At 63.1% G+C, this 18,134-nt stretch carries 14 protein-coding genes and 1 pseudogene; 12 read left to right on the forward strand and 3 right to left on the reverse strand.

Annotated elements, in window-relative coordinates:
* Nucleotides 1-48: 48 nt before the first annotated feature.
* The 6 genes from prfA (at nucleotide 49) to FJ414_RS15610 (ending at nucleotide 8,504) form a co-directional block, all read left to right on the forward strand.
* Nucleotides 49-1,128 (forward strand): peptide chain release factor 1, encoded by a 1,080-nt coding sequence (prfA, locus tag FJ414_RS15585; protein ID WP_140645254.1) that lies wholly within the window; start codon nucleotides 49-51, stop codon nucleotides 1,126-1,128.
* Nucleotides 1,121-1,990, forward strand: a complete 870-nt coding sequence (gene prmC / locus FJ414_RS15590; protein WP_140645255.1) for a peptide chain release factor N(5)-glutamine methyltransferase — start codon at nucleotides 1,121-1,123, stop codon at nucleotides 1,988-1,990. The genes prfA and prmC overlap by 8 nt, the downstream gene beginning before the upstream one ends.
* A 340-nt stretch (nucleotides 1,991-2,330) precedes the next feature.
* Nucleotides 2,331-3,341, forward strand: coding sequence for a DUF4167 domain-containing protein (locus FJ414_RS15595; RefSeq protein ID WP_140645256.1), 1,011 nt, complete (start codon nucleotides 2,331-2,333; stop codon nucleotides 3,339-3,341).
* Nucleotides 3,342-3,667: 326 nt separating this feature from the next.
* A complete protein-coding gene (clpB, locus tag FJ414_RS15600) occupies nucleotides 3,668-6,274 on the forward strand; it encodes an ATP-dependent chaperone ClpB (protein WP_140645257.1) in 2,607 nt (868 codons plus the stop codon).
* A gap of 114 nt (nucleotides 6,275-6,388) precedes the next feature.
* Nucleotides 6,389-6,754 (forward strand): MmcQ/YjbR family DNA-binding protein, encoded by a 366-nt coding sequence (locus FJ414_RS15605; protein ID WP_140645273.1) that lies wholly within the window; start codon nucleotides 6,389-6,391, stop codon nucleotides 6,752-6,754.
* Between the two features lie 238 nt (nucleotides 6,755-6,992).
* Nucleotides 6,993-8,504, forward strand: a complete 1,512-nt coding sequence (locus FJ414_RS15610; protein WP_140645258.1) for a L,D-transpeptidase family protein — start codon at nucleotides 6,993-6,995, stop codon at nucleotides 8,502-8,504.
* Here the strand turns inward: FJ414_RS15610 and FJ414_RS15615 are convergent.
* On the reverse strand, nucleotides 8,478-9,110 hold the full coding sequence (locus FJ414_RS15615) for a TMEM175 family protein (protein ID WP_140645259.1): 633 nt from the start codon (nucleotides 9,108-9,110) through the stop codon (nucleotides 8,478-8,480). The genes FJ414_RS15610 and FJ414_RS15615 overlap by 27 nt on opposite strands.
* Before the next feature lie 169 nt (nucleotides 9,111-9,279).
* Between FJ414_RS15615 and FJ414_RS15620 the strand changes: the two genes are divergently transcribed.
* The gene (locus FJ414_RS15620; protein WP_140645260.1) at nucleotides 9,280-10,824 is read left to right on the forward strand and encodes an MFS transporter; all 1,545 of its coding nucleotides are present in this window, start codon (nucleotides 9,280-9,282) and stop codon (nucleotides 10,822-10,824) included.
* A 337-nt stretch (nucleotides 10,825-11,161) separates the two neighbouring features.
* On the opposite strand, the gene FJ414_RS15625 is transcribed toward FJ414_RS15620, so the two are convergent.
* Entirely contained in the window at nucleotides 11,162-12,118 is a 957-nt protein-coding gene (locus FJ414_RS15625) for an AraC family transcriptional regulator (RefSeq protein ID WP_181181628.1), read from the reverse strand.
* 215 nt (nucleotides 12,119-12,333) lie between these two features.
* Here FJ414_RS15625 and FJ414_RS15630 point away from each other — a divergent pair, with 215 nt between their 5' ends.
* From FJ414_RS15630 to FJ414_RS15650, 5 genes and pseudogenes are all read left to right on the forward strand, one after another.
* Complete coding sequence (locus tag FJ414_RS15630) at nucleotides 12,334-13,101, forward strand: alpha/beta hydrolase (RefSeq protein ID WP_140645274.1); 768 nt, start codon at nucleotides 12,334-12,336, stop codon at nucleotides 13,099-13,101.
* Nucleotides 13,102-13,284: 183 nt separating this feature from the next.
* Nucleotides 13,285-14,160 carry an alpha/beta hydrolase gene (locus tag FJ414_RS15635; RefSeq protein ID WP_140645262.1) on the forward strand — a complete coding sequence of 292 codons (876 nt, stop codon included), beginning with the start codon at nucleotides 13,285-13,287 and terminating at the stop codon, nucleotides 14,158-14,160.
* A gap of 63 nt (nucleotides 14,161-14,223) precedes the next feature.
* Nucleotides 14,224-14,718, forward strand: coding sequence for a DUF302 domain-containing protein (locus FJ414_RS15640; RefSeq protein ID WP_140645263.1), 495 nt, complete (start codon nucleotides 14,224-14,226; stop codon nucleotides 14,716-14,718).
* Between the two features lie 109 nt (nucleotides 14,719-14,827).
* On the forward strand, nucleotides 14,828-15,355 hold the full coding sequence (locus FJ414_RS15645; protein WP_140645264.1) for a hypothetical protein: 528 nt from the start codon (nucleotides 14,828-14,830) through the stop codon (nucleotides 15,353-15,355).
* A 4-nt stretch (nucleotides 15,356-15,359) separates the two neighbouring features.
* Nucleotides 15,360-15,740 (forward strand): annotated as a pseudogene (locus FJ414_RS15650) (IS5 family transposase); the annotation flags it as partial.
* On the opposite strand, the gene FJ414_RS15655 reads toward FJ414_RS15650, so the two are convergent.
* On the reverse strand, nucleotides 15,737-17,716 hold the full coding sequence (locus tag FJ414_RS15655; protein WP_140645265.1) for a M23 family metallopeptidase: 1,980 nt from the start codon (nucleotides 17,714-17,716) through the stop codon (nucleotides 15,737-15,739). The pseudogene FJ414_RS15650 and the gene FJ414_RS15655 sit on opposite strands and share 4 nt — an antisense overlap.
* Between the last annotated feature and the right edge of the window lie 418 nt (nucleotides 17,717-18,134).

The raw sequence follows: 18,134 nt of genomic DNA on the forward strand, positions 1-18,134 counted from the left end.
CTATTTTCCGACCGGCCCTGACGTGAATTTCATTGAAGTTCCAAGACCATGATCAACCTGCCCCGCGACCGTATGGATCAAGTCGTCAAGCGTTTCGACATGCTCGAGGCGCAGATGTCGGCCGGGCCCGCCGCCGATCAATACGTCAAGATGGCCTCCGAATATGCCGACATCCAGGAGATGGTGGGCAAGATCCGGGCATTGCGCGCCGCCGAGCAGGAGCAGGCGGACCTCGAGTCGATGCTTGCCGACAAGGCGACCGATGCCGATATGCGGGCGCTGGCCGAGGCGGACCTGCCGGAAGTCGAGAGCCGCATCGAAGCGCTGCAGAAGGACATCCAGATCCTGCTTCTGCCCAAGGATGCGGCCGACGAGAGGAACGCCATCCTCGAAATCCGCGCCGGCACTGGCGGCGACGAAGCGGCCTTGTTCGCCGGCGACCTGTTCCGCATGTATGAGCGTTATGCCGCCTCGCGCGGCTGGCGCTTCGAGACGGTGTCGGCGAGCGACGGCGAGGTCGGCGGCTATAAGGAAATCATCGCCTCGGTGTCGGGCAAGGGCGTGTTCGCGCATCTGAAGTTCGAATCCGGCGTGCACCGCGTCCAGCGTGTGCCGGAAACCGAGGCCGGCGGACGCATCCACACCTCGGCGGCTACGGTGGCGGTGCTGCCGGAGGCCGAGGAGGTCGATATCGAGATCCGGGCCGAGGATATCCGCATCGACACGATGCGGGCCTCGGGTTCGGGCGGCCAGCACGTCAACACCACCGATTCGGCGGTTCGCATTACCCATTTGCCGACCGGCATCATGGTGGTGCAGGCGGAAAAGTCGCAACACCAGAACCGGGCACGCGCCATGCAGATCCTGCGCGCGCGGCTCTACGACCTGGAGCGCGGCCGGGCCGACGAGGAACGCTCGTCCTCGCGAAAGTCGCAGGTCGGCTCGGGCGACCGGTCGGAGCGCATCCGCACCTATAATTTCCCGCAAGGGCGCGTCACCGACCACCGCATCAACCTCACGCTCTACAAGCTCGACCGGGTGATGATGGGCGAGCTCGACGAGGTGGTCGACGCGCTGATCGCCGACCATCAGTCGAAGCTGCTTGCCGATATGAGCCTCGATGGCTGACCAACTGCCCGCGGCGCTCGGGCCGCTGCTCAGGGCGGCGCGCAGGCGCGTAGCCGCCGCCGGCATTGCCGATCCGGCGCTCGATTCCCGGCTGATCGTCGAGCATTTCTCCGGCACGACCCGCACCCAGGCCATTGCCGAAGCGGAGCAAAAGGTGGGTTCCGCGGCGCTTTCGGCCATCGAAGCGGCCCTCAGGCGTCGCATCGCAGGCGAGCCGGTACACCGTATCCTCGGCTACCGCGAATTCTACGGTTTGCGCCTGTCGCTTTCGCCGGAGACGCTGGAGCCCCGGCCGGACACCGAGACGCTGATCGACGCCGTCCTGCCCTTCGCCCGGGCAACGGCCGAAAGGCTCGGGGAATGCCGTATTCTCGATCTCGGCACGGGCACCGGCGCCATCGCGCTGGCGCTGCTCGGCGCCGTTCCGGCCGCGACTGCGACAGGCGTCGATATTTCGCCCGATGCATTGGCGACCGCGGCCGGAAACGCCCGGGACCTGGGGTTCGGCGAGCGCTTCAAAGCCTTGCATTCCAACTGGTTCGAAAAAGTTTTGGGCCGTTACCATGTAATTGCCTCGAACCCTCCCTATATACCCAGCGGAGACATTGGAAATCTGCAGGACGAGGTCCGCGATTTCGACCCGCGCCCGGCCCTTGATGGCGGCACGGACGGTTTGGACCCTTACAGGGTCATCGCCGCCGAAGCGGCTGCATTTCTGGAAGCGCAAGGCAAGGTAGCGGTCGAGATCGGCTACACGCAGAAAAACGAGGTCAGCGGAATATTCGCGGCAACCGGCTATGTGTTAACCGGGACACATCGCGACCTCGGCGGCAATGACAGAGTTCTGGTGTTCGAGCGTTGAAAGCCCTGATGCAGTGCGAAAAAACCGCTTGGCAACACCGGGGAATGCAGTTAGGGTCCGGCTCAACCGGATGAGACGAAGCAGGCAGTGCTCCCAGCGATTCGGTTTTCCTTGGAAATAGCTGCCTTCTTGCGCAAACGACGCCCAAGCTTCGTGCGGGAATCATCTGGCAAGTGATGTAACCGGAACAGGATGGCACGTGGCGCCAACGCAATTGATGCGGGCGAACGCCGGTGAAGAAACGAAACGGCTGGCCGCATGAGCGCCTCCGTTCGTGAAGAGTTTTTCGAAAATTCACTATGAAGAGAGTCTAATGAGGCCACAACAGCAGAACAGGCGCATGCGCGGTCGCAACAACAATGGCGGCGGTGGCAACAACAACAACAACCGCAAGGGGCCGAATCCCCTGACCCGCACTTACGAGAGCAACGGCCCGGACGTGAAGATCCGCGGGTCGGCTCAGCAGATCGCCGAGAAATACGCCACGCTCGCCCGTGACGCGCAAAGCTCCGGCGACAGGGTGATGGCGGAGAACTATCTCCAGCACGCCGAGCACTACAATCGCATCATTGCCGCCGCGCAGGCGCAGATGCCGATCCAGAATGTCCAGCAGAACCGCGACGACTTCGATGACGATCTCGACGAGGATCGCGAAGAGTTCGACAATAACGGCGGCAATGGCGCCGAGGCGCCGGCCGCGGCGAACGGCTCCGGACCGCAGCCGGTGATCGAAGGCACGCCGGCCGAACTCGCCTACAACCAGGAAAGCGGCCGCGACAACAACAATCGCCGCGACAGCGGCCAGCGGGACGGGGGACAGCGCGACAACAATGGCCGCGACCGCAATCGCGACCGCCGCAACGGCGGCTTTGGCCAGAACGGCCAGCGCGGTGAAAACGGCCAGCGCGGCGAGCAGGGCGGCCAGCAGTTCGACCAGAACCGCCGCAATGAGGCGCAGCCTGAGGCAGCCGGCGAGGCTGGTTCACAGGCCGAGCAGACGCCGCAGTTCGACAGCTTTTCGCCGGCAGCCCTTGCCGCCCAGGCCGAACTCAACGAAGCCGCCATGGACAATGGCGGCGGTCGGCGGCCGCGGCGCCCGCGCCGCCCGCGCGGCAGTTATGCCGACCAGGCGAGCAGTGGCGAGCAGGGCGGTCAGCCAGAAGGCGCGAGCCCCGAAGGTTCGAGCGCCGAAAAGTCAGCCGAAGCGCATAGCGCCATGAACAATGGCGACGAGGCCAGCGCCAGGCCGGCCGAAGAGGCAAGGCCGGCGAGCGAGCCTGCCGCCGCCGGCGAGCCGGCGCCGGTTGCCAGCGAAGCAGGCGAGCCCGTTGCCGCCGACGCGAACAACTGATCCAGAGGCCATTCGGATATTGCAAACGGCGGAGAGCATTCTCCGCCGTTTTTGTTTTTGCGGGCGATGGAATAATATGGCGTGCCGATAGAGCGTTTCGCCGTTTCACGAAAACGGCGAACTGCTCTCTCTTCTTTGCTTTACGCAATTCCGAACGGAAAACCGCATCACACTTTTCCTGGAATTGCGCTAGCCAGACGTCTTGAGAGCCTGCCGCCCGCGCACCATATCTCGCCAGGAAACAGGGTTCGGCTCTTATGGGCGGGCCCGTCACCGCAATCTGATCCGGTGCCGCAAAGCGGGCCGGTGATGGAAGGAGACAGAGAATGAATCTTGAGAAATACTCGGAGCGCGTGCGCGGCTTCATCCAGTCCGCGCAGACCATGGCGCTCTCGCGCAACCACCAGCAATTCACGCCCGAACATATGCTGAAGGTGCTCGTCGACGACGACGAGGGCCTTGCCGCATCCCTGATCGAGCGCGCCGGCGGCAATGTCCGCGATGTCAAGCTCGGCGTCGAGGCGGCGCTCGAAGCCATGCCCAAGGTCGAGGGCGGCAATGGCCAGCTCTACCTGGCCCAGCCTCTTGCCAAGGTGTTTTCGACCGCCGAGGACCTCGCCAAAAAGGCCGGCGACAGCTTCGTCACCGTCGAGCGGCTGCTGCAAGCGCTGGTCATGGAGAAGTCGGCCAAGACCGCCGACATCCTGTCCAAGGCGGGCGTCACCGCGCAGGCGCTTAACCAGGTCATCAACGATATCCGCAAGGGTCGCACAGCCGACTCGGCCAGTGCCGAGCAGAGCTATGACGCGCTGAAGAAATACGCGCGCGACCTGACCGCCGACGCCCGCGCCGGCAAGCTCGATCCGGTCATCGGCCGCGACGACGAGATCCGCCGCACCATCCAGGTGCTGTCGCGGCGCACCAAGAACAACCCCGTGCTGATCGGCGAGCCGGGCGTCGGCAAGACCGCGATCGCCGAGGGCCTGGCGCTGCGCATCGTCAATGGCGACGTGCCGGAATCGCTGAAGGACAAGCAGTTGATGGCGCTCGACATGGGCGCGCTGATTGCCGGCGCCAAATATCGCGGCGAGTTCGAGGAGCGGCTGAAGGCCGTGCTCAACGAGGTGACCTCGGCCAACGGCAACATCATCCTGTTCATCGACGAGATGCACACGCTGGTCGGCGCCGGCAAGGCGGACGGCGCGATGGACGCATCGAACCTGTTGAAGCCCGCGCTGGCGCGCGGCGAACTGCACTGCGTCGGCGCGACCACGCTCGACGAGTACCGCAAGCATGTCGAAAAGGATGCCGCGCTTGCCCGCCGTTTCCAGCCCGTCTTCGTCGACGAGCCGACGGTGGAAGACACGGTTTCGATCCTGCGCGGCCTGAAGGAGAAGTACGAGCAGCACCACAAGGTGCGCATCTCCGATTCCGCGCTTGTATCGGCGGCGACGCTTTCCAACCGCTACATCGCCGACCGCTTCCTGCCGGACAAGGCGATCGACCTGGTCGACGAGGCGGCGTCCAGGCTGCGCATGCAGGTCGATTCCAAGCCCGAGGCGCTGGACGAGATCGACCGCCGCATCATGCAGCTCAAGATCGAGCGCGAGGCGCTGAAGGTCGAGAAGGACGAGGCTTCGAAGGACCGGCTTGCCCGGCTGGAGAAGGAACTCGCCGACCTCGAGGAGGAATCGAGCGAACTGACCACGAAGTGGCAGGCCGAGAAGCAGAAGCTTGGCCTTGCCGCCGACCTGAAGAAGCAGCTCGACGAGACGCGCAATGAACTGGCGATCGCGCAGCGCAAGGGCGAGTTCCAGCGCGCCGGCGAGCTTGCCTATGGCAAGATCCCAGAGCTCGAGAAGAAGCTCAAGGAAGCCGAGTCGCAGGACGGCAAGACCGGCATGGTGGAAGAGGTGGTCACACCCGACCATGTCGCGCATGTCGTGTCGCGCTGGACCGGCATTCCGGTCGACAAGATGCTGGAAGGGCAGCGCGAGAAGCTGTTGCGCATGGAAGACGAGATCGGCAAGCGCGTCGTGGGCCAGGGCGAAGCCGTGCAGGCGGTGTCCAAGGCCGTGCGCCGCGCCCGCGCCGGGCTGCAGGATCCGAACCGGCCGATCGGCTCGTTCATGTTCCTCGGACCGACCGGTGTCGGCAAGACCGAGCTCACCAAGGCGCTGGCCAGCTTCCTGTTCGACGACGAGACGGCGCTGGTACGCATCGACATGTCGGAGTTCATGGAGAAGCACTCTGTCGCCCGGCTGATCGGCGCGCCTCCCGGCTATATCGGCTATGAGGAAGGCGGCGCGCTGACCGAAGCGGTGCGGCGCCGGCCGTATCAGGTCGTGCTTTTCGACGAGATCGAAAAGGCGCATCCGGACGTGTTCAACGTGCTGCTGCAGGTGCTCGACGACGGAAGGCTGACCGATGGCCAGGGCCGCACGGTCGACTTCCGCAACACGCTGATCATCATGACGTCCAACCTCGGCGCCGAATATCTGGTCAACCTCAGCGACGACCAGGATGTCGATGCGGTGCGCGACGAAGTGATGGCCGTGGTGAAGGCCTCGTTTCGGCCGGAGTTCCTCAACCGCGTCGACGAGGTGATCCTGTTCCACCGCCTGCGCCGGCAGGACATGGACCGCATCGTCGAGATCCACCTCAAGCGGCTGGAGAACCTGCTCGTCGACCGCAAGATCGTGCTGTCGCTCGATCACGACGCGATCGAGTGGCTGGCCTCGAAGGGCTACGATCCGGCATATGGCGCCAGGCCGCTGAAGCGGGTGATGCAGAAGGAGCTGCAGGACCCGCTGGCGGAGAAGATCCTGCTCGGCGAGATCCTCGACGGTTCGACCGTCAAGGTCACCGCGGGTTCCGACCGGTTGAACTTCCGCTCGAAGCCGACTGTGGTAGCGACGGAAGCCGCCGCCTGACCCCGGGCAAGTTGAAACGAAAGGGCGCGTCGCACCGGACTGGTGCGGCGCGCTTTGTTATTCCCGGCGACCGCACATAATCGGCTGCCGATTCGAATGGCTGGGAAGAACTCGATGAAGCTCGACGACTATAACGGCTTCTGCGCCTCGCTGCCCGCTGCGACGCATGTGGTCCAGTGGGGCGGGGCCCATGTCTGGAAGGTCGGCGGCAAGGTGTTTGCCATTGGCGGCTGGAACGAGGGCGGCCAGCTTTTCGTCACCTTCAAATGTTCCGAGATGGCCTATGACGTGCTGAAGGATCAGCCGGGCTGCCGGCCGGCGCCTTATCTTGCTTCGCGCGGCATGAAATGGATCCAGCGTCAGACAAGCCAAAGCATGGATGATGCGGCGCTCGAGGACTATCTGCGCGAGAGCCATCGCCTGGTCGTCCTCAAGCTGACCAGACAGGCACGTAACGAATTGGGGCTTGCCAAAGGCTAAAGCGCGTCGCGCTGAAGCGGATTCAGGCGACGCGCTTTTAAGGCTTTGTTTTCATGCATGTCGCTATCGCAAAACCGCTGCACACTTTTGCGCGACACGCATCAGCTGATATTCCTCAAGGCACCGGAAAACCGCCATCTTCATGCCCGGTTCATGTTGGAACCTTAACTTGGGTAACTGGTTTGCTGGCGAAGGGTTCGCCCGCCAGAAGCCCAGTCGACCGGAGAGCTTGACCCGCATGCTGCGCTTGATCTTTTCCCTTTCGGCACTCGCGGCCGGGCTGGTGTCTTCCAGTGCGTTCGCCACGCCGAGCGTGGATGGCGCGCAGAGCGCGCGCCCGACCGAGCGCGGCGCGCTGATGCTGGCTCAGGAAGGCAATATCGACATCTACTACGACGCCAGGGGCAACCGCGTCCTGGTCGATGCAGATACCGGCAAGGTCATCGCCATCCAGCCGCCAGGCAGCAGGCTCGATCGCCGCGCGCTTCGCCGGCAGATGCGCATGCAGGAACTCGGCCGCGCGCCGGCCGAGGACGACGACCGCTACTATCTCGACAATCCCGAGGACATGGCCCGCTTCCGCCGCCGGCAGCTGGAGGAAAACGGCCGCGTCATCCCGCCACCGGTCGATGAGTACGACCCCAACGACGACAATTCCGTCGATGCCTATCCGCCGGCGCCCAACAACGATGAAGGCTATGCGACCACCTATCCGGAGGCGCCGAAGTCCAACACCATCAAGCGCCAGCCGCTGAACGAGGCGTCGATCGACCCGGAGCAGCCGGGCCAGGGCGAAGTGCTGCAGACCAATCCCGACGCCCGGCCATCGCCGGACACCGGCGGCAAGGCCACCGTCGATCCATCGCTGTCGCTCGGGGTGCGCCAGGACGTCGCCGCGCTGCAGGTGCTGCTCGACCGCGGCGGCGCCTCGCCGGGCGTGATAGACGGGCGCTTCGGCTCGAATGTCGACAAGGCGCTGGCCGCCTACAACGAGATCAACGGCACCAGTTTGAAATCGACCGATCAAGTCGGCATCCAGGCGGCGCTTGCCCAGTCCGGCGGCGACGCCTTTGCCTCCTACACGATCACGCCGGAGGATGTGGCCGGCCACTATCTCGCCTCGATCCCCGAGGACTACAGCCAGAAGGCCAGGCTCGACTGCATGTGCTACACCTCGGTCACCGAGGCGCTGGCCGAGCGCTTCCACATGGACGAGACCTATCTGAAGTCGATCAACAAAGGGGTCGACTTCAATCGCCCCGGCACGATGATCAAGGTCGCCAATTTCGGCAAGCTGGTGTCGACGCCAGTGGCGCGCATTGTCGCCGACAAGACCAAGAAGGAAGTCTACGCCTATGATGCGGGCGGCAAGCTGGTCGCGGCCTATCCGGCGACCATCGGCTCGGCCGACACGCCTTCGCCGACCGGCATTCACGCCGTCTCGCGCGTCGCGCTCGATCCGAACTACACCTACAACCCGAACATCAATTTCAAGCAGGGCCAGAACGACAAGATTCTCACGATCCCGCCGGGGCCGAACGGTCCGGTCGGCTCGGTGTGGATCGCGCTCGACAAGCCGACCTACGGCATCCACGGCACGCCCGATCCCTCCAAGATCGGCAAGACCGAGAGCCATGGCTGCGTGCGCCTGACCAATTGGGATGCGCGAGAGCTTGCCAAATTGGTGTCGCCTGGTGTGACCGTCGAATTCGTCGGCGGCTTTTCAGCCGACTATGTGGCGCAGCAGTGAGCTGCGTGGCGCGGTGGCGTAGACGAGCTGCACAACCAGGATGAAGCCGACGCTGAGCAGCGGGCTGATGAGACAGAGCGCCGCGCCGATCGCCCATAGGATCTGCGCCTTGACGATGCGCAGGTAGACAGTACGCGTCGTTTGCGCATCGACACCTTCGGCCAGGAAGCCGTTTTTCTCGGCGTAACGCCAGCTGGCAAGCAAGGTGAGGCCGAGCATCAGCAGGTTCAGCCAGTAGACAAGCACCGCAAGCCTGAATTCGAGGAAATCGGCCAGAAGGTCGGTGGAGAACGGCAATAGCGCGATGAAGGCTAGAAAGCAGAGGTTCAGCGTCGCCAGCCGCCGGTCCGACTTTGCGATCAGCCCATGCTGCGCCTGCTGGCCGAACCAGAAGATGGTCAGCGTCAAAAAGCTCAGCGCGTAGGTCAGGAAGCGCGGCGCCAGCGCCAGGATTGCCGAAAGCAATTCGCCTTCGGAATGGACCGCCTCATGCGATGGCACCCTGATCTCCAGCACGATGAGCGTAAGCGCGATGGCGAAGACGCCGTCGGTGATGCCGACGATGCGTCCGCGCGATTCGGCCGACGGTTCAAGCGGTCGTTTCATGCGGGCGTCCCCTTTGCCTGGCGGCTCTCTGCGGAACGTTAACATGCCATGTGCCGTTTGCATCCGGGCAGATGTCACCCTGCCCATGCGGCCAGCTCGAAACTGGGTTCAAACACAGCAAGGTGCTGGCCGGTTGTTGCGGAAGCATTGGAGGTTTAAGCAGGCTGTCATGAAATCTCCAGGCGAAGCTGCCGCTATCCCGCTCACCGGATCCGCTCAGAACGGCACGTTCTGTCCGCAATCTCGGCGCCGATATGTGCTGATCGCGGCGATCCTGGCTTCGGCGCTCGGCTTCATCGACGGTTCGGTCCTGGCGATTGCAATGCCCGCGTTACGCGTCGATCTCGGCGCCAGCCTGGCGCAGGCGCAGTGGATCTCCAACGCCTATGCGCTGACGCTTTCGGCGCTGATTCTGGCGGGCGGTGCTGCCGGCGACCGGTTTGGCCTGCGGCGTGCCTTCGTGACCGGGATCGCGCTGTTCGTCGCCGCGTCGCTTGCCTGCGCCCTGGCGCCCAATCCCACCGTGCTGATCGCCTTCCGCGCCATCCAGGGCATCGGTGCGGCGATCATGGTGCCGGGCAGCCTTGCCATCATCGCCAAATCCTATCCGAAAAAGGAGCGCGGCCGGGCGATCGGCATCTGGGCGGCGGCCTCGGCGCTGACGACGGCGCTTGGCCCGGTGCTGGGCGGCTTTGTGCTGTCGGCCTTCGGCAACGGCATCTGGCGTGCGATCTTCGCCATCAACCTGCCGCTCGGGCTGGTTTCCATCTATCTGCTTTTGGCCAAGGTCCCGGCCGACCAGCCGACCGAAAAGCGCAGCCTCGATCTCCGCGGCGCCGGGCTGGCGACGCTCGCTTTCGGAGCGCTGGCCTACGGGCTGACGGCGATGAACGCCGAGGGCGGCGGGCTGATACCGGTCCCGGCGATCGTCGCCGGGGCGGTCCTGCTTGTCGTCTTCGTCCTCTATGAGCGCTGGCAGCGCGAGCCGATGATCGATCTCAGCCTGTTTGGCATCAAGGCTTTCGCCGGCGCCAACCTGGCGACGTTCTTCCTTTATTTCGCGCTGTCGGCCAATCTGTTCTACCTGCCGATGCTGCTGATCGCCGGCTGGGGGCTGAGTTCGGCCGAGGCCGGTTTCATCTTCCTGCCGCTATCGGTATTGATCGCGTTGCTGTCAGGACCGGTCGGCCAATGGTCGGACCGGATCGGGCCGCGCCTGCCGATCGCCGGCGGCAGCCTTGTCGTGGCCATCGGCTTTGGCGGCCTCGCGCTGCTCACCTATGCCGGGATCCACAATTTCTGGACCGGCATCTTTCCGCTGATGGGGCTGATGGGGCTCGGCATGGCGCTGGTCGTGTCGCCGCTGTCGACGGCAGTCATGACATCGGTCGAGGACAAGGACACGGGTGCGGCGTCCGGCATCAACAATGCCGTCTCTCGCGTTGGCGGCCTGATCGCGGTGGCGGCGATGGGATCGCTGGCTGCAATCGTCTATGCGCGGATGACCGGCGGCGTCTCCGGAATTCCCGGCTTTGGCGAACCGCCGGCGTCCGGGCTCGCTGCCAATGTCGATGCGGCGAGGATTGCGGCAAGCGATTGGGCTTTTGCTGTGGTCGCCGCGGTCACGGCGCTGCTTTGCGTTTTGTCGTCGGTCATCGCCTGGTTCACCGCATCCGGGCAGGCATCGCCCTGGCCCCAGCAGGCAGCGGATTAGGGTGTGTGCTCATAAAATCGAGGCTCGCGAGCGCGGCTTGACCCATATCCGCTATCCGGCTGTCATCACAGCATCTGAGACGAAGAGCCGCTAAGGGCAGATATTGTTGCAAAAGTCTTTTTGGTGGCGAAGGAAAAATCCCAGAGCCGCGCGACGATATGAGGGACCGTATCGTTTCACCTAAAATCGCTCACGGATCTTCGTGGTAGCCTGAAAAGCGATGCAGCAGCGGGCAGGTCCAACAACCGACCCTCGCGAGATTTTTAGGGTCGTTCAATTTTCGACTTTTGCAACAATATCGGCAAGTTGCAGACATGGCGAAGGCGCTTGTTCGAGGTCAATCGGATACTTGTACTTCGTCCGACCGCGCGCGGCCTCCGCCGGCGCGTCGAGCGGCCCGGTAACGGCCTGGAGACTGTTCGTTATACCGATGAAACAGCTTCGAAAACGCCGCTGCTGTCTCGTAGCCGACCCGGTTCGCAATCCGTGCGATGGACTCATCGCTGGTTTCTAGCAGGAACGCCGCCTCCGCCATCCGGCGTTCGATCACATAACGTTGCATGGACTGGCCGACGAGCTTCGTAAAACGCGCCGCAAATGCCGAGCGGCCGAGCCCGACGCGACGGCCAAGGTCGCTCAGGGTCCAGGGCCGCTCCGGGCTTTCGTGAATCAGCTTGAGCGCCGGTCCGATATGCCGATCAGATATAGCCCCGAGCCAGCCGCCTTGTCCGGGACCGAGGGATGCGATCCAGCTTCGGAGCGCCTCGACAAAGAGCACTTCCGTCAGTCGTGAAAGCGCGACGCGTTGGCCGGGACGCTCGAGCGCGGACTCGCTGACCATGCGGCGCAGGATGGCTTCGAGCCAGCCACCGTCCGCCGTCGGCTTCAGCAGGAGCACAGGCGGAAGCAGCTCCAGCACGCTGCCGAACATCGGCCGGGACACTGTGAAATTGCCGCAGATCATGGTCGAGAGCGGCTTTGCGCGGCTGCCGTGACGAATGACGCCAAACCGCGACGACGCTCGATCGATATCCACGATCCGCAAAGGCTCGGCCCGGCGATCCGAATAGAACACATGGGGCTCGCCGCGTGTGATAACGACGAAATCGCCCTCGGTCATCTGGATTTCCTCTCCCTGTTCGAGCGCAAGCGTCGCCGAGCCCCGGCTGAGATAGTGAAACAACGCGTAAGGGCGCGCCGGCAGCTCCAGATTCCAGGGATGGCCCAGCTCGAAGTGATACAGCAGCGTCCCGCCGAGACGAACACGATCGAGCACCTGGGCGAGGATATCCATGCCGCCCAGATTAGACCGGTGGACGATCGGACACAACATCCGGACGATTGATCCCTACCGTCCGGAATGCCTGCAGACTACTTCATGCCGCGGCGGGCCGACGTCACGTGCGGCAACCATCTCGCCAACGGCAGATGGAAGAACCGCGACCTTGTGGAAACGCCTGCCCATTCCCCTACGGACCTCATTCCGTCCGATACGCAAAGGACCATTCAATGCGAAATATCCTCTTCTCAGCCGCCGCACTCCTGGCCGGATCGACATTGGTCGGCTCAGCCAATTCTGCCGAACTGCCCAAGGGAGCAGCCCACAACATCGTGCTCGTGCACGGCGCTTTCGTGGACCAGACGAGCTGGCAGCCCGTCGCCGATATCCTCACGAAAAAAGGCTACAACGTCACGCTTGTCGAAAATCCGCTGACCTCGCTCAACGCCGACGTCGATGCCACCAAACAGGCGCTCGCGAAGCAGGCCGGCAAGACCGTTCTGGTCGGCCACTCCTGGGGCGGCGTGGTGATCACGCAAGCCGGCGACGATCCCAAGATTTCGGCGCTGGTCTACGTCTCCGCCTTCGCGCCCGATGTCGGCGAATCCCTGGCATCGCTGTCAAAAGCCGGCCCGCCGACTGAAGGCGGCAACGCGATCCATCCCGACGCGAAGGGCAATTTGTACATTGACCCGAAGGTGTTTCCATCGGCGGTCGCGGCTGACCTTCCGCCCGAGATCGCCGAGCACCTGGCCAACGCGCAGATACCATTGAGTCTCGCTGCGTTCGAGGCTCCCGTGACCATTGCAGCCTGGCGTGACAAGCCGACGTTCGATGTCATCACCACGAAGGACAAGGTCATCGCGCCCGAGGCCCAGAAGTCGTTCGCAGCCAGGATGAAGGCTCAGACGACGGAAGTCGCCGGCAGCCATGCCTCGCTCGTCGTCCATGCGAAGGAAGTCGCCGAGGTCATCGCAAAGGCAACGCTCGCGAAGTGACGATACCGCTCCCGGCGCTTCCGCGCCGGGAGCGTGCACGCTCGCTCAGAGGAATCTGGAACGCCTCGGACCGCGATGGCGCAAATGCGGCGAAGCGCCGGCGACATCCTGGAGAAGGCCTCGGTCGCTGCGCTACGACGATCCCTCACTCGATCATTTTATGCCAAGCATCCGGAGGATGACATGACTCAACTCGACATCACAGGCCAGGACGCCGCCACACTCGAAACGGCGCCGACCCGTTACATCGAAGGCAACGGAATCCGCTTCGCTTATCGCCGTCTCGGCCCCGCGACCGGAACTCCGCTGATTCTTCTGCAGCACTTCTCGGGCAACATCGATGCGTGGGATCCCGCCGTCGTCAACGCTCTGGCCGCCGATCGCCCCGTGATCGCGTTTGACAATGCAGGGGTCGGCCGCTCGACCGGTCAAACGCCCGACAACGTCGCGGCGATGGCGCGAGACGCTGTCGATTTCATCGACTTGCTCGGTCTCTTCGAAGTGGACCTGCTCGGCTTTTCTCTCGGCGGCTGCGTCGCTCAGCAGATCGCCGCCGAGCACGGACAACTGGTCCGCAAGCTCATACTCGTCGGTACTGCGCCGAAAGGCGGAGAGGAACACCTGTTAGCGGTTCTGCAGGACGCGTTTTCCCAAACCGATGCGCCGGACCCCCGTCTGCCGCTGTTCTTCACGAACTCACCCGCCAGCCAGTCCTCCGGCTTGGCTTTTCTGAAGAGGACGAAGGTGCGTCAGGACGATCGGGACACCGATAACGGCAGCGCGGTCACCGATCCGCAGGCCAAGGCTCTGATCACCTGGTGCGCCACGCCTGATCCCGGGCACGCCGTTCTGCGCGCCATCCGCCAGCCCACTCTTGTGGTCAGCGGCAGCCGCGACACCATGCTGCCCGCGAGCAACGCCTACGCAATGTTCAAGCAACTCAGCAACGCTCAGCTAATCCTCTATCCCGATTCAGGGCACGGCTCCCTGTTTCAGCACCACGGGATGTTCGTCAGCCACGTCCGGACCTTCCTAGAAGCGCAGTCCGCGACTGCATGATCCAGGCGGGTTCAGACGCCATCAGACGCAGCCTTATCAATGAGAGTTGTTACAGAGGATAAAATGACAATCGCCAAAGTCGAGGTGGAACGCTTCAGCCTCACGAGCTCAAAACCATTCGACGTTGTTGTGGCCGCCTTCAAGTCCGCGGTCGGACAGCCTGACATAGTCGAATTTTTCAAAGAGACGAGAGCGACCAATTCCTTCCCGGATTTGGAGCGCGTTGTACAACGCAGCCTCGGTCGAACGGACCTTATGCTCTTCGCGCAATTCGACCTGGGCGATATTCTGCGTCGCGAAACCGAATCCAAGACGCCTAACATCATGCGGTTTGTGGTCGGCAATCCACTCATCATGAAAGAAATGGTCAAGCACGTGCCCGAGGCTGGATCCTACGCTCCAGTCACAGTGCTTATCGATGAGCGTACCGACGGGGTGCACGTCTCTTATGACAAAATGGAGGGTTATCTGCTGCATTATGGCAGTTCGGAAGCTCTTGCCGTCGCTCGAGCTCTCGATGCGAAAATCATAGCCTTGCTGCGCGAATGCGCGAGCTAAATCGTCCTGAGGACGTCTTCGGTCGATCGAAGCGGGTAAGTCATATCAATCGCGGAACGCGAAGGGCGTTATCATGACGCGAGCCAGACTTTGGAAGGGAAATTCCCGCATGTACAAGACACTTCTTGTCGCCCTCGCTGCCTCAGCTTGTTCTATCGGAGCCGTCGCAGCAACTCCCGCCGTCAGGAAAGAGCCGCTGGATGCTGCGAGCCTCAGTGCGATAAAATCGAGGTTCGGCAGGCTGATGGAACTGGCCAACAACCACGATTTCAAGGCTCTGCATGGGATGTTCTGGCAATCGCCCTCGACTTTATTGGTGGCTAAGAGCGCCATCCAGTCCGAGGGAAACTGGGCCGGCTTTTGGGGCAACGAGGCGGTTGATCAAAAGCTGCATGATATCGGTAGCTCCGGTCCGGTCGTGCTCGAGCCAGACTATTCGAAGCTCAAGGTTGTCGGCCTGACGCGCGACGTCGCAGAGTCCTATGTGCCGATGAACATCGCGGTCTCTTATGCGGGGCAGGACGGAACAGCCAGACCGTTTCTAATGATCATCAATTGGCTTCGCGTCGGGAAGGACTGGAAGGTTGCCTCCGAAATCATTCTGCCGGTGCCGCCTGTACCCGCCACAAAGGGCTAAGTGCGTCGATACTGGCGGATTGCCCGTTCGCCTCGAACTGACGATCGGTGAGGCTCATGATAACCGGCTCGTCACCGAACTGCTATCTGATCTGAAATCAGGGGCTCTGTTGCTCGCTGATCGTGGAGACGATGCAGATCAGAGAATTTGCCGGGGAGCGCGGGGCATGGACCAACATTCCACCAAAACGCAACCGCAAAGAACCCCATCTGCTTTAGCCCCTATCTTTACCGGGCACGCTATCTGGTCGAGCGGTTCTTCAACCGGATCAAGCAATGTCGGCGGGTCGCCACGCGATATGACAAACTCGCGGCCAACTGCCTTGCGTTCATCAAGCCTCGCAGCCATTCGGATTTGGCTACGCGCTTATGAGTCCACGCCCTAGTTCGGAAGCTGCGAATCGGTCTTGGCGCTGGCGACCTTCAGCGAGTTGCCGTCTTCCTGCTTCAGGAGATCGTCGATGCGCTCACGCTCGCGCTTGAAGGCAACGAGATCGTCGCCTTTCAGCACCTTGCCGACCGGCAGGCGCACACGCATCGGGTCGACCTTGGTGCCGTTGACGATCAGCTCGTAGTGAAGATGCGGGCCGGTGGCGAGGCCGGTCTGGCCGAGATAGCCGATCGTCTGGCCCTGGCGCACGCGCACTCCCGGCTCGATGCCTTTGGCGAAAGCGCTCTGGTGATTGTAGGAGGTCTCGTAGCCATTGGCGTGGCGGATGATGATCTGCTTGCCGTAGCCGCCGGCCCAGCCGACCTTTTCGACGACGCCGTTGCCGGCGGCGATGATCGGCGTGCCGATGGGCGCTGCCCAGTCGACGCCGGTATGCATGCGCACATAGCCCAGAATCGGGTGCCGGCGCGCGCCGAAGCCGGAACGGAATTTGCCGGCGGGCAGCGGATTGCGCAGCAGGAACTGCTCGGCGCTCGAACCATTTTCGTCGAAATAGTCGGTGCCGCCGTCCTGCATCTGGAAGCGGTAGAAATTGCGCGTCTGGCCGCCGAAGGTCGCCGATACATAAAGAAGCTCGGAATCGTCGTAGGTCTGGTCGTCGCCATCAGGCTGCGAGAACAGGACCTCGAGGCGGTCGGCCGGTGAAATCCGCGACTGGAAATCGACATCGGAGGCGAGAAGCTTGATCAGCTTCTGCGTCATCGCTTTCGACATGCCGTAGGAATAGGCGGCGCGGTAGATGCCGTCATAGACATTGGGCAGGTTGCCGCGCACCACGATGGGCTGCGAATCGTCGAACGCCGTCAAAAGCTCGGGATTGGCCTCCGGCTCCTGCGCCGGCACATACTGGCCACGGTCGTCGAGCGCTATGGTGACGATGTGCGTGGTCTTGTCGTAGACGCTGGTGCGCACGACCTTGGCTATGTCGCCGCGCACCTCGAGGCCAACGCGCAGCACCGTTCCGGCCTTCAGCGCCGGGGCGTTCAAGAGCTTGCCGATCGCCTCCGCCATGCCGGTGGCGTCGTCGCCGGTGTAGCCCGAATCGGCATAGGCCTCGGCGATATCGGTATCCTTGGTGAAGGGAATGATTTCCTCGGCGAAGGCCGGCGTCTGATCGTCGGGCGTGGCGCGCGGCGCCACCGAAACATTTTCCTGCGTGATCTTCACGTCATAGGAGCCGGCCATCGATTCGGCGAAGGCATCGCCGAATCGCTGCGGATCGATATAGTGCAGCGCGGCCACCTGGACGGCGCCGTCGCTCAAGCCGTTGCCGGCGTCCCGCACCACCTTTTCAACCTCGTCGGCGGAAAGATCGCTCTTTTCGTCGAAAGAAGCCGTCTCGATCGGGAAATCGACCGTCTTCAGGCTCATCTCGCTTTCGACCTTGGCGCCGTAGATCTGCCCGGCGACCGCGGTGGCTGTTGCCGGCTGCGCATTGTCGTCGCTGTCGTCGCCGAACACCTGCATCGGGTCGAACGGCGGGTAGGGGCGGTTGGTGGTGTGGCCGGCGGCCAAGGCCATCTTGATCTGCACGAAGGGCATGGTGTGGATAACGTCGCGGTCGCCGACCTTGGTGACCATCGACACTTCCATGCGCCGCCGGTCCTTTGCGCGGGCGATCTGGCGCGGCGCGACCAGCCTGGCGGTCTTTGCCTGCTCGCCCGAATCATCGCCGCCGCTGGCAAGGCCGATGAGTTCGGCGATTTCCGGCGGGGTCGCCAATTGCTGGCGCCCGTCAAGGGCGGCGAACAACGCCACGCCCATCAGAACGCTCGATGTAACGCCGGTAAGGAACGTGCCCGACAGCCAGCGTGCCGAGACCTCGCGGCGGTCCGGCGGACCGCTGCGGCCGTCCGCGATCAGCGGCGGCTCGTTGCCGAGTTCGGCTATGACATCTTCCGTGTCTGGCATCCAGAAAGGCTGCTTCTTCCCCGGGCGAACGGCTTGTCGTTCTCGTTGCGGCCATGACATTTGCCTGTCACGGCGGTTGAAGTCAACGAAACGGCATGCCGGGGCCGATATCCCCAATCATGCGTTCTGCGCACGGCGCTCTTGTCGTCTGTCGTGGGGGCGCCTCACACATACGCGCGCGCCTTCCTTGTATGGGCTGGTTTCACGCCTCAATGCGGCGGCAATAGGGCCTCGTTGTGGATGACCCAAGGGCTGCCGCAAGGGCAGTCGGCTACCGAAAAACGCAGCCGGAAAATTCGTCGCAAAAAATTCAAAAAAGTTCGAAATCGGTGTTGACGCGTCGAGGGAGGTCCGACTATATACGGCCCACGAACGAGGGCGGTGCGCCGCTGGCGACGAAGAAGTTTGCTTCTAAGTC

Origin of the sequence: Mesorhizobium sp. B3-1-6, from assembly GCF_006439555.1 — a bacterium.
GTDB lineage: Bacteria > Pseudomonadota > Alphaproteobacteria > Rhizobiales > Rhizobiaceae > Mesorhizobium.